This window comes from Myxococcus xanthus (genome assembly GCF_013116825.1).
Classification (GTDB): Bacteria; Myxococcota; Myxococcia; order Myxococcales; family Myxococcaceae; genus Myxococcus; species Myxococcus xanthus_B.
On sequence record NZ_JABFNS010000067.1, the window covers coordinates 1 to 12,255 of the forward strand.

9 protein-coding genes and 1 pseudogene are annotated in these 12,255 nt (G+C 68.8%); 3 read left to right on the forward strand and 7 right to left on the reverse strand.

Features of this window, described 5'->3' with window-relative positions:
• A pseudogene (locus HNV26_RS20180) lies at positions 1-598 on the reverse strand (OmpA family protein); the annotation flags it as partial.
• A gap of 250 nt (positions 599-848) precedes the next feature.
• Between HNV26_RS20180 and HNV26_RS20185 the strand changes: the two are divergent.
• Positions 849-2,486, forward strand: a complete 1,638-nt coding sequence (locus tag HNV26_RS20185) for a fumarate hydratase (protein ID WP_171442822.1) — start codon at positions 849-851, stop codon at positions 2,484-2,486.
• 24 nt (positions 2,487-2,510) lie between these two features.
• On the opposite strand, the gene HNV26_RS20190 is transcribed toward HNV26_RS20185, so the two are convergent.
• The 4 genes from HNV26_RS20190 to HNV26_RS20205 form a co-directional block, all read right to left on the reverse strand.
• Entirely contained in the window at positions 2,511-2,735 is a 225-nt protein-coding gene (locus tag HNV26_RS20190) for a hypothetical protein (protein WP_140790891.1), read from the reverse strand.
• A 52-nt stretch (positions 2,736-2,787) separates the two neighbouring features.
• Complete coding sequence (locus tag HNV26_RS20195; protein WP_171442823.1) at positions 2,788-4,899, reverse strand: M13 family metallopeptidase; 2,112 nt, start codon at positions 4,897-4,899, stop codon at positions 2,788-2,790.
• Positions 4,900-5,056: 157 nt separating this feature from the next.
• A complete protein-coding gene (locus HNV26_RS20200) occupies positions 5,057-8,374 on the reverse strand; it encodes a C45 family autoproteolytic acyltransferase/hydrolase (RefSeq protein ID WP_171442824.1) in 3,318 nt (1,105 codons plus the stop codon).
• 147 nt (positions 8,375-8,521) lie between these two features.
• On the reverse strand, positions 8,522-9,520 hold the full coding sequence (locus tag HNV26_RS20205) for a hypothetical protein (protein ID WP_171442825.1): 999 nt from the start codon (positions 9,518-9,520) through the stop codon (positions 8,522-8,524).
• Positions 9,521-9,534: 14 nt separating this feature from the next.
• Here HNV26_RS20205 and HNV26_RS20210 point away from each other — a divergent pair, with 14 nt between their 5' ends.
• Together HNV26_RS20210 and trhA are read left to right on the forward strand one after the other, a co-directional pair.
• Entirely contained in the window at positions 9,535-9,954 is a 420-nt protein-coding gene (locus tag HNV26_RS20210) for a VOC family protein (RefSeq protein WP_171442826.1), read from the forward strand.
• Between the two features lie 62 nt (positions 9,955-10,016).
• Complete coding sequence (gene trhA, locus HNV26_RS20215) at positions 10,017-10,787, forward strand: PAQR family membrane homeostasis protein TrhA (RefSeq protein WP_171442853.1); 771 nt, start codon at positions 10,017-10,019, stop codon at positions 10,785-10,787.
• 16 nt (positions 10,788-10,803) lie between these two features.
• On the opposite strand, the gene HNV26_RS20220 is transcribed toward trhA, so the two are convergent.
• Positions 10,804-11,214: a hypothetical protein gene (locus tag HNV26_RS20220; protein ID WP_171442827.1), complete on the reverse strand. Its 411-nt coding sequence runs from the start codon at positions 11,212-11,214 to the stop codon at positions 10,804-10,806.
• Between the two features lie 91 nt (positions 11,215-11,305).
• A complete protein-coding gene (locus tag HNV26_RS20225; protein ID WP_002640507.1) occupies positions 11,306-12,199 on the reverse strand; it encodes a 1,4-dihydroxy-2-naphthoyl-CoA synthase in 894 nt (297 codons plus the stop codon).
• Between the last annotated feature and the right edge of the window lie 56 nt (positions 12,200-12,255).

A 12,255-nucleotide genomic window follows, 5' to 3' on the forward strand; every position in this document is an offset into this window, starting at 1 on the left:
GCGTCACGGGGGGCGGGGTCGGCTTCGTGGGAGCCTGCGCCACCGCGGCCACGGGCGCCCCCGCATCCGGCACGTCGGGAATGGCCACGTCCGCCATGGCGGCCGTCATCTCCGCCTTCACGTCATGGGACAGCTTCAGCTTCAGCCGGGGGTCCGGCGCGGTGGGGTTGATGGCGGGCAGCACCCGCACCCGCGCCCGCAGGCCGCGCTGCACCTGCACCGTCACCGACGCCGTCAGCTTCCAGAGGAAGCCACTCTCCTCGCTGAAGAGGTTCCAGGATTCGTTGGCGTAGGTGACGTGCGAGACGAGCGTGTAGGAGCCCTCCTCCACCGTGAGCACCGCGAGCCGGTGCAGCCCGGGGCCGTTGAGCTTGTCCAGGCCGGGGATGGCCAGGGGCTGGCCGTTGACGAGGAAGTCCGCCTCCACCAGCTTGTAGCCACGCGACGTGCCCGATCCAGGAAGCCCCTCGAAGGAGATGACGATCTCCGGCGGCGGCGTCTTCACCATCTCCTGGAGCTGACGGTCCAGGTCCTCGCGCGCCCGCTGCTCCACGGCGGACGGCTCCGCCGCGCGCGCGGAGGTGGCGAGCAAGGCCATGAAAACAAGAAGGGGAACTGGAACGGAGATGGCGGCCACGGGGGCTCACAGCATCGCACAACCTGGCGGCTCCGCGAGTTGTCCGCCACCCGGGCTGACGACCAGCCAACCCTCGCCCACCTTCCCTCCTCTGTCCATGTATCAGGCTGTATCTGGAGTGAAGGGACTTGTAGCTCCCATGCTGGGAGGTTTTCTCGCGCCACGAGTTCCAGCTACCCACGAGGGCCGCATCAGCGCTACGCCTATGGGTATGACCGACTTCCAGTTCCAGGACATGCTGCCGCTGGGCAAGGACGAGACGCCATACCGGCTGCTCTCCAAGGACCACGTCTCCACCTTCGAAGCCGGCGGCCGCACCTTTCTCCAGGTCGCGCCCGAGGCGCTCACCCTGCTCACCCGCGAGGCCATGCGCGACATCGCGCACCTGCTGCGCCCCGGGCACCTGAAGCAGCTCTCCCACATCCTCGAGGACCCCGAGGCATCGTCCAACGACCGCTTCGTGGCGCTGGAGCTGCTGAAGAACGCCAACATCGCCGCCGGCGGCGTGCTGCCCTCCTGCCAGGACACGGGCACCGCCATCGTCATGGGCAAGAAGGGCCAGTACGTCATCACCGGCGGCAATGACGAGGAGGCCATCTCCCGCGGCGTGTTCGAGACGTACCAGACGTCGAACCTGCGCTACTCGCAGATGGCGCCGCTGGACATGTACAAGGAGGTCAACACCGGCAACAACCTGCCCGCGCAGATCGAGCTCTACGCGACGGACGGTGACGCCTACAAGTTCCTCTTCATGGCGAAGGGCGGCGGCTCCGCCAACAAGAGCTACCTGTTCCAGGAGACGAAGGCGCTGCTCAACCCGCAGAGCCTGCTGAGTTTCGTGGACGCGAAGATCCGCTCGCTGGGCACCGCGGCCTGTCCGCCGTACCACCTGGCCATCGTCATTGGCGGCACCTCCGCCGAATACGCGCTGAAGACGGCCAAGTACGCCTCCGCGCGCTACCTGGATTCGCTCCCCACCGAGGGCAACAAGCTGGGCCGCGGCTTCCGCGACGTGGCGCTGGAGCAGGAGATCCTCAAGCTCACGCAGCGCACCGGCATTGGCGCGCAGTTCGGCGGCAAGTACTTCTGCCACGACGTGCGCGTCATCCGCCTGCCCCGCCACGGCGCGTCCTGCCCGGTGGCCATCGCGGTGTCGTGCTCGGCGGACCGGCAGATCCTGGGGAAGATCACCCGGGACGGCATCTTCCTGGAGCAGTTGGAGGCCGACCCGGCGAAGTACCTGCCGGAGACGACGGACGGGGAGCTGGGTGGCGAGGTGGTGAAGATCGACCTCAACCGCCCCATGAGCGAGATTCGCGCGGAGCTGTCGCGCTACCCCATCAAGACGCGCCTGTCGCTCAGCGGCCCCCTGGTGGTGGCGCGCGACATCGCCCACGCGAAGATCAAGGAGGTGCTGGACGCCGGAAACGGCATGCCCCAGTACCTCAAGGACTACATGGTCTACTACGCGGGCCCGGCGAAGACGCCGGAAGGCTATGCCTCGGGCTCCTTCGGCCCGACGACGGCCGGCCGCATGGACGCATACGTGGACCAGTTCCAGGCCGCGGGCGGCAGCTTCGTGATGCTGGCCAAGGGCAACCGCTCCCCCGCCGTCACCGAGGCCTGCAAGAAGCACGGTGGCTTCTATCTGGGCTCCATCGGCGGCCCGGCGGCCCGGCTGGCCAAGGACTGCATCACCAAGGTGGAGGTGCTCGAGTACGCCGAGCTGGGCATGGAGGCCGTCTGGAAGATTGAAGTGGTGGACTTCCCGGCCTTCATCGTCGTGGACGACAAGGGCAACGACTTCTTCGCCAACATCAACAAGCCGTCGGCGGCGAAGAAGGCCTGAACGGGGGCCACCCGCCCCGGACGTTCAGGGCCGAGGCGGCTCCCCGACCTTGGGAGCCGCCGTGGCGGAGGCGCGGCGCTTCGGGATGATGGAGCGCCGCGGCCCCTTCAGGGCCACGCCCAACAGCATGGTGGCGGGGAGCAACATCCCCAGCCCCTGACTGAAGTTGTCAGGGGGCTTCACGATGGCCCCCAACACCAACACGGAGAACAGCAGGCCACAGACGAGCCGGACGGCGAGAGCGTTCACGCCTCCAGCCTAGACAGCCCGTGGCCGCTGTCCACCGGCCCGTACCGCGGGGCTACCAGATCTTGACGCGCTGCTCGGGCGGCAGCCAGTTGGCGTCCCCCTGCTTCACGCCGAAGGCCTCGTAGAACTCCGGCATGTTCCGCACCACGCCGTTGACGCGGTACTGCGGCGGCGAGTGGGGGTCGGTCAGCAGCATCTGCCGCATGGCATCGTCCCGGTACACGCCACGCCAGATCTGCCCCCAGCCCAGGAAGAAGCGCTGGTCGCCGGAGAAGCCGTCGATGACGGGCGGCGTCTTGCCCTGGGTGGACAGCTTGTAGGCCTGGTACGCCACTGTGAGGCCGCTCAGGTCGCCGATGTTCTCGCCCAGCGTGAGCTTGCCGTTGACGTTCATGGCCTCCAACGGGCTGAAGCCGTTGTACTGATTCACCAGCATGTTGGTGCGCTGCTCGAAGCCCGACTTGTCCTCCGGCGTCCACCAGTCACGCAGGTTGCCGTCGCCGTCGGAGCGGCTGCCCTGGTCGTCGAAGCCGTGGCTGAACTCGTGGCCGATGACGCCGCCGATGGCGCCGTAGTTCGTCGCGTCGTCCGCCTCCGGGTTGAAGAACGGCGGCTGGAGGATGGCGGCCGGGAAGACAATCTCGTTCATCGTGGAGCTGTAGTAGGCATTCACCGTCTGCGGCGTCATGCCCCACTCCTCGCGGTCGATGGGCTTGCCCAGCTTGCCCACCGCGCGCTGGTGCTCGAACAGCTCGCCCCGGCGGACGTTGCCCACCAGATCCCCGGCGACGATGTCCAACGACGAGTAATCCCGCCACTTGTCCGGGTAGCCGATCTTCACGCCGAACTTCTCCAGCTTGGCCTGGGCCTGCGCCTTGGTGGCGGGGCTCATCCAGTCCAGTCCGTCGATGCCCTTGCGGAAGGCCTCGCGCAGGTTGGCCACCAGCTCCTGCATGCGCTTCTTGGAGTCGGGGCTGAAGTGGCGCTCCACGTAGAGCTGGCCCACGGCCTCGCCGACGACCTCGTTCACCTGGGCCACGCCGCGCTTCCAACGCGGGCGGTTCTCCTCCAGGCCCTGCAGCGTCTTGCCGCGGAACTCGAAGTGCGCCTGCTCGAAGGCGCTGCTGAGCAGCGGCGCGCGGGTGTCCAGCACCTTCAGCGCCAGGTACTGCTTGATGACCGGCAGCGGCGTGGACTTCAGCAACCCACCCAAGGCCTCCAGGTAGTCCGGCTGACGGACGATGACGGAGGGCGTGGCCTCCGCACCGGACGCCTTGAGGAAGCGGCCCCAGGAGAAGCCCGGCGTCATCGCGTCCAGCTCCGCGACCGTCTTGGGGTTGTACGTCTTCTCGCGGTCGCGGTTGCGTGCCCGGTCCCACTGCTTCGCGGCCAGCGCCGTCTCGAACGCCATCACGTCCTGGGCGGCCTTCTTCGCGTTCTTCTCACCGGCCAGCGTGAGCAGCTTCTCGATATAGGCCACGTACGCGGCGCGGACCTCGACGAAGCGCGGCTCCTGCTTGGTGTAGTAGTCCCGGTCCGGCAGGCCCAGGCCCAGCTGCGTGGCGTAGACGGTGTAACGCGTGGCCTGCTTCTGGTCCTGGCCCACGAAGATGCCGAACGGCACCGGCACGCCTTCGCGCAGCAGCGTCGCGAACAGCTCCGGCAGCGCGTCCGCGCGCTTCACGGCCTTCACGCGCTCCAACTCGTCGCTCACCGGCTTCAGGCCCAGCGACTCGATGTGCTGGGTGTCCATGAAGCTGTTGTAGAGGTCCCCCACCTTCTGCGCGGTGGAGCCGGGGTGGCGCTCCTTCGCCGCGGCGGACTCCTCGATGATGGCGCGCATGGCCAGCTCGGCCTTGTCCGCCAGCTCGATGAAGGTACCGTAGCGCGCGCGGTCCGCCGGGATGGACGTCGTCTTCAGCCAGTTGCCGTTGACGAAGGCGTAGAAGTCGTCCTGCGGCCGGACACCGCGGTCCAGGTGCTTCAGCTCCACGCCCAGCGAACGCACGGCTTCCGTGGAAGCGGCCTCGGCGGCGGGCACGGCCGGAGGAGGCGCGTCATCGGAGGGGGCCGGCTGCTGCGTGGTGGCACAACCGGTGAGGAGCAGGGTGCCCAAGGCGCTGCGGGCCCAGGCACGGCGGGAGAAGGTCTTCAGGGGGCTCAATGCGGCTCCGTGAGGAAGTGAGAGGCGGCGAATGCTGCCAGACGCGGAGGGTCGTCGTCCCTCCGGACAGGCAGGAAAAACACCCGGGACCGTCTCCTATTCCGTGGAGCGGGCCCCACCCGCACCTTTCGCGCGGTGGGGCCCCTCTCGGCGTGCGCTAGCGCTGCGACTGGCCCAGCACCGGCGCCGGTACAGGCGTGGGCGGGGCCGCTGGCGCGGCGGGCGGGGCGACGGGCGTCACCGTGAGGTCCTGGGCCAGCGCGTCCACGTCGTGGAAGCCCTTGGCGCTCACCTCGGCGCCCCGGTACAGGGCCCAGCCCGGCAGGCCGCGCTGGTAGGCGCGCGTCATGTGCCAGAGTTGCAGTCCACTGTTGGACACGAACAGGTACATCGACCGCTTCGGGTTCCACGGGTTCGGCAGCGCGACGGCCAGGCCATCATCCGGGCGGCCGTACGTCTTGCCTTGCCAGCGGAAGTAGCGCCGCCCCAGCTCCACGGGGAGCTTCTTCTCCGCCGCCAGCCGCGCCAGCAGCGCGTTGTCCTCCGCGCCGCCGAAGAGGACCAGGTCCCGGTCCGCCAGCTCCGCGTCCGTCACCTCGGCGTCCGGCTTGATGGGCATCAGGTACTCCACGAACGCGTCCGCCAGCACCTCCCGGTAGCCCAGCGCCAGCGTGCGCATGGACTCCGTCTGGCGCGCCGTGCCGTGCACCAGGAGCAGCTTCTCCCAGGCGTCGAGCTGATTCGACAGCGTCTGGTGGTGCTCGCGCGGCACCGGGATGTCATTGCCGGCGTTGAACACCACGCGGACGGGCGGCTCCGCCGTGCGGAAGGAGAACGTCTCGTTGAGGCCCTTCACCTCCACGCGCTCCAGCGTGGCGCCCTTCGCGGTGCGCACCTCCACCATCGCAACGAAGTGCCAGGGGCGCGAGCCAGGCTGCTCCACCTTCAGCGTCACCTCGTAGCCGTCCTTCACCTGCGCGGCGCTGGCTCGGATGCGCGGCTGCGGCAGTCCGGTCTGCTCCACCCACTGCGACACGAAGAGGCCCACGTCCCTGCCGGTGGCCTCCAGCACCGCGCGCTTGAAGTCCGCGGTGGTGACGTTCTTGTTGGCGTAGCGGCCATGCAGGGCGTTCATCGCCTTGGAGAACTGGGCGTTGCCCAGCAGCAACCGGAGCTGGTGCAGCAGGAAGGTGCCCTTGATGCGCGGCAGCATGTAGGCGCCGTAGCGGCCGTAGTCCGTCTTCGCGGAGGCCGGCACCACGTCCGCCTCGCGCGAGGTGGTGAAGAGGTAGCGCGCGTTGAGGTCTGCCAGTGCGTTGCGCTGGTACTCGAAGGCCTTGTCGGACGTGTCTCCGTCCGCCGGCAGGTCCTTGAGCAGCTTCCAATACGCGGCGGTGCCGCTGACCAGCCAGTTCTCTCCGTCCGTCGCGGGGAACACGGTGTTGGCCCACAGCAGGGGCCTGCCGAAGACGAACGCGTCCTTCACCTTCGACACGTCGCGCTTGAGGGCGGCCGGCTCTGCGGGAGGCATCCACCCCTTGCGCGCGGCCCCCAGCTTCTCCGCGACGAAGACGGGGCTGAAGGCCGTGTAGCCCAGCGACAGGTGCGGCGTGGCGCCGGGCAGGTCGGGAATCCACCGGCCGCCCACCATCTTCTCGCGCAGCGTCGTCTTGCCGTAGTGGGCCAGGAACATCAGCTTCTGGGCCATCTCCGACGTGGTGACCTTGCCATCACATGCGTGGGGCCGGTTGATGGGGCTGGAGGCCATCATCCGGATGGCGGTGTCCAGGTCGAAGCCCTTCTTGCCGTACTTCGCGTAGTACTCCCAGAAGGCGATGTCGCGGTTCCAGGTGTTGAAGGACAGGTCCACCGGAGCGTTGTCCGGGTTGGGCACGTACTCCTTGCGCACCTCCAAATCCCGGTTGTTGTTGTTGGCCCAGATGAAGTCCTTGAGATTGCCCGGCGTGTCCCCGGCCTGCCCCTTGCCGCCGGTGCGCCACAGGCGCGTCTTCTTCGTCCCCAGCAGCAGGCACGCGCCCTCATCCGTCTTCATGTCCGCCAACGTCCAGTCGTTGGTGTAGAGGCCGTTGTTGCCGTCCTTCATGATGCGGGCGACGTCGTCGATGGACGACGCGTACTGCGCGGCCTTGCGGATGCGGTTGCTCTGGGGTGTGCCGTTCATGTCGAACGGCGACTGCCCCACCGTCGTCTCGCCAATGACGATGCCGGCGGCGTTGACGTACCAGTCCGCGCCGCTGTGGATGCCACCCGGGAAGGTCTGCATCACGAAGCGGTGGCCCTTGGTGGGCTTCACGTCCAGCACCACGTCCCAGTGCACGCCCGTGTAGCCGCCCCACATGAAAATCTGTCCCATGATGGCGCGGCCATCCGGGGTGGCGGACCTGGTGGCCACGAAGGAGGAGCAGTGGTCCCCCTTCCCCGCCCGCTCCGCGTCCTCCTCCGCCTTGAGGAAGGTGCGGCCGGTGAGCGGCGTGCCCGTGGCCCGGTTCGCCTCGGCGAGCTGCCCCGCGTCCACGGCGGAGTTGAGCGTGACGATGTCCAGCAGGTCCAGCTCGCGGTCCTTGAACTTCGCGCCCGCCCTGTTGGCGCCGTCCGCGATGCCCTTCATCTCCTCCAGGAACTCCGCGTCGTACTTGCGCAGGAAGAGCGCGTCCGCGAGCAGCCGCTGGTGGTTCCACCCCTTGGAGGCGTCCGTCTTGTCCTTCTCGATACCGAGCTTCTCCATGTAGCGGACGATTTCCTGCGGCACCAGCTGGCCGAACTGGTGGCCCCGCTCGTAGGGCTCGCCCTCGATGTGGACGTAGATCCACCCGCCCTCGTCATAACGGAAGCCCTTGCCGGCCCAGCGCACCGACTCCAGCGGAATGTAGGCGGTGATGTCGTCCACCTTCTCGATACGGACGTCGTCGAACCAGGCGGTGCCCGTGGCCTTGCCGTTGCGGCCCAGGTGGAGCTGCACCCGGTCCGAGGACTGGGTGGCGAAGAAGAGCACCGACGCGCGGCCTCCCGCTTCCGCCGCGGGCGCGGGTGAGCAGTTGGTGAAGGGGAAGCTCTTCATCGACAGGCAGGCGCCGTGCGCCGTGGGGTAGCGCGCCTGCGGGTCCGTCTGGACGCCTCGCGTGCGCACCCAGGCGCTGAGCCGATAGAGCTGGCCCACCTGGAGCTTCATCGCCTCGGACTCCACCGTTGTCTCGGCGCCGCCCACCGGGTTCTCGATGGCCAGGCCGCGAGCGCCCTCCACCTTCGCCGCGGCGCTGCCGGATGCCTTCCCCTGCCCTCGGGACTTCCAGAAGGCGGGGAGCGCGCCGGAGCCGCCCCCAGTCTCGAAGTTCCCGTTGGGCACGGCGACGGGCGTGGAGGCGGGCGCGGCGGCCCATGAGGGTGCCGCGTGAAGCGTGCTCCCGGATAGCAGCAGCGCGCCAAGCAGCTTGGACGTCATGCGAAAGGAGGACATGAGGCTCCCAGCCCGGCAGGGACACCGGGCGACGGGTAGAGGTGGCCGGAGCGCATGACACCCCCGCCCTCCCCGAGCGTCAATCGCGATGCTCCACGACACGGCGATGACGCACGGCGGCTACCGCGCTGTCCGCCCGTCCGTCCTTCAGCGAAGGACCCAGGCGCTCGTGCGGAGCAGCAGCCGGGCCGCGCGCCGCACGGCGTCCACCCGGCGCGCCGCGGTCGCTGGCGGGGTGACGGGCGCATCCCAGTCGAAGGTGCGGAGCCGGTTCAGGAAGCCCTGTTGGACGCAGCCCTCCAGGCTGAAGACGTGGAGGTCATGCGTCCAGCGCACCGCCAGACGCAGGTCGCGCGAGAACTCCGTCCAATCCAGGGGCTTCGCGGCGAAGGCGCCAGGTAGCTCCACGCCCCCGCCGGTGACGCCCACCGCCAGGGACTGACTTCCGGGCCCGTAGCTCCAAAGCACGGAGGGGCCATGGGGCCGCAGGAAGCTGGTGTAGAGCATGAGGACCTCACGGTCCGCCGGCAGGTCGAGCACCCCCGCCAGCCGTTGCACTAGCGTGGAGCGCGACTCCCGCTCGTCCACGATGATGGGGAACTGGTAGGCATCCACCCGGTAGCCGTCCGCGCGGATGCGCTCCATCAGCCGCGCGTACCCTGCCCTCGCGTCCCGGACGCGGCGCCCCTGCACGAGCCTGGGCAGGATTTCGCCCAACTGCCGCCATCCGCCTTCCATCCACCGCCGCAGCTCGCGGATGTCCGGCTCGATGTCCAGCCCCACGCCCTCCCACGCCAAGTGGTGCTCGGCCGTCCAGGCCTGGAAGGCCTCGTAGCGCGCCGTCGCCTGCGCCACGTTGCCCGCATGAAACCAGTAGCCCTCGTCGGTGGGCAGCAGCAGCCACGCCGTGACGGGAATCCCCATCCGGTTCAGCCGCTGGACCACCTGGGCCCGCTCCGGCCCCAGGTCGAGCAGGCCCAGGCTCACCCCGGCCTCCAGCGCCGCCAGGTCCTCCACGACGCCAGGAGTGGCGAATAGCTCACGCAGAGGCTCCGCCTCCAACTCGCAAAAGAAGGTCAGCATGTGAGGTTTCATGTCAGCCTCGCGCCTCCCCGCGCACCGCTCGACGTCCGTGCGCCATATCACCGTGAAGGAGCCACATGGAGTTCCACAAGGGCCGGCTGTTCGATCACGTCCATCTGCGCGTCCAGGACCTCGATGCCAGCAAGCGATTCTATCGCGCGGTGCTGGACGTGTTGGGCGTGCCCTTCTTCAGCGAGAGTCCCCACCACTTCTCCGCCGACGAGCTGTTCGTCGACCGGGTGGCCCCAGGGACGCCCCACTCCGAGCGCGGCGTCCATCTGGCCTTCCAGGCGAAGGACCGGGAGACCGTCCACCGCTTCCACGCGGCGGCGCTCGCCTCGGGCGGCCGGGACAACGGGGCGCCGGGTGAGCGCAACTACCACCCCGGCTACTACGGCGCGTTCGTCCTGGACCCGGATGGGAACAACATCGAGGCCGTGTTCCATGGCCCGGTGACGCGCTCAGCGGAGTCCGTGGTGATGAAGCCGGCGTTCTGACGCGGAGCGTCTGCCTGGCTGCGAACCGGCGGTGGTGTCTTCCGGTTCGCACCCGCGGCCGTATTCCGCTGGACGCTCGGGCGCTCCGGGCGTCAGAAGCTGGACGGGATGTCCCGCGCGCTGACGCGAGGGTGACCTGCGATGATTACGAGCAGGTCATGGCGTCTCCAGATGGCACCGACACCCTGCTCCTCATCGAGAGCGTCAAGCCCCGACTCCGAGGTGTCTCCCACGCCGTGGCCTTCGTGGCGGCGCTGCTCGGGTGCATCCAGTTGGCGCTGCTGCCAGCGCGCGGCCCCCAGTACCTGGCTGACCTCGTGTTCGGTGGCAGCCTGGTGCTGATGTTCGGCGTGAGCGCCACCTACCACCGCTTCACCTGGGGCCTGGACGCGTACCGGCGCATCCAGCGCCTCGACCACGCGGCCATCTACATCCTCATCGCGGGCTCATTCACGCCCATGGCCACGCTGGACACCACGGGTGACACCAGCCTGTATCTGCTCTGTTTGATGTGGATCGCCGCGCTGACGGGCGCGGGCCTCACGCTCCTGGGCGTGCACACCTCGCGAGGGCTGCGCTCCGCGCTCTACGTCGCGCTGGGCGCCGTGGCCACGCCGGTGATGCTGCGGCTCCACCAGGTGATTGGCGGCGGGCGCGTCGCGTGGCTCGTAGTGGGCGGCGTGCTCTACGCCGTGGGCGCGGTCATCTACGCGCGCCGCTGGCCCGACCCGATTCCCACCGTCTTCGGCTACCACGAGATCTTCCACCTGCTCGTCGTGGCCGCGGCGGGCGTGCACTACGCCGTCATCCTGGACATCGTGGGCGGCGCCTGACACCGGCGTGACGGCGCTACCGCCGGTGGCAGCGGTCGTATGGCCATTCCCGCTCGCGCTCGCAGCGGGCGAAACAGGCGTAGCAGTCCCCCACCCATCGTCCCCGCCCCGCGTCCCTGCACCGGGCATGGGTGTCCACGCAGCGCCGCTTCCATCCTGCCTTCGCGCCGTCGTCCCCGCTCGCCTCGCGCTCCTTCGCCACGGCCTGGATTTCCGCCAGGTACACGACGGCTTCCGAGGCCGAGAGACCGCACAACTCAGGTTGCGCCGGATGACGCTGGAGGCAGCACGAGATGGTGTCGAGACACGTCGTGACGGGCGTGGAGGCTTCGCGGCGGTTGACAGCGCCCGTGGCGCCGCTGGAGCAGCCCAGCGCCAGGCTCGCGAGCACGATGAGGAGGGACGCGGAGAGGTTCGTCTTCGGCATGAAAGAGGCCTAGAACACGAGGCCCCTTCCACCGACCATCACCCTGGATGGGTATTCCCAGGGCGTCCGCGCCGCCTCGCCGTCCGCGGTTTCAGTACGACCAGGGGAAGCGCTTGAAGTCGCGCTTGCGCTTCTGGACGAAGGCGTCGCGGCCTTCCTGCGCCTCGTCGGTGCCGTAGGCCAGGCGCGTGGCCTCGCCCGCGAAGAGCTGCTGGCCCACCAGTCCGTCGTCGGGCAGGTTGAACGCGTACTTCAACATCTTGATGGCCGTGGGGCTCTTCGTGTTGATCTCCGCCGCCCACTCCAGCGCGAACTCCTCCAACTGCGCATGGGGCACCACGGCGTTGACCATGCCCATCTGGAAGGCCTCCTCCGCCGAGTAGTTGGCGCCCACGAAGAAGATCTCCCGCGCCCGCTTCTGGCCAATCTGCCGCGCCAGCAGCGCCGAACCGTAGCCGGCGTCGAACGACGCCACGTCCGCGTCCGTCTGCTTGAACACCGCGTGCTCCTTGCTGGCGATGGTCATGTCACAGACGACGTGAAGGCTGTGCCCGCCGCCCACGGCCCAGCCCGGCACCACGGCGATGACGGCCTTGGGCAGGAAGCGAATCTGCCGCTGGACCTCCAGGATGTGGAGGCGGCCCAGGCGCGCGGGGTCGGACTCACCCTCCTCGCCCTCGTACTTGTAGCCGTCCTTGCCGCGGATGCGCTGGTCACCACCGGAGCAGAAGGCCCAGCCGCCATCCTTGGGCGACGGCCCGTTGCCAGTGATGAGCACGCACCCCACGTCCGTCATGAAGCGCGTGGCCTCCAGCGCGCGGGACAGCTCATCCACGGTGCGGGGCCGGAAGGCGTTGCGGACCTCCGGGCGGTTGAACGCGATACGGACCGTGCCCTGGTCCACCGCGCGGTGGAAGGTGATGTCCTTGAACTTGAAGCCCTCGACGGCCTTCCAGCGCGCCGGATTGAAGATGTCCGAGACCATGGTGTTCTCACTCGGGGGGAGAGAAGTGGATGCGCGCGGACCCTAGGCGCAGCGGC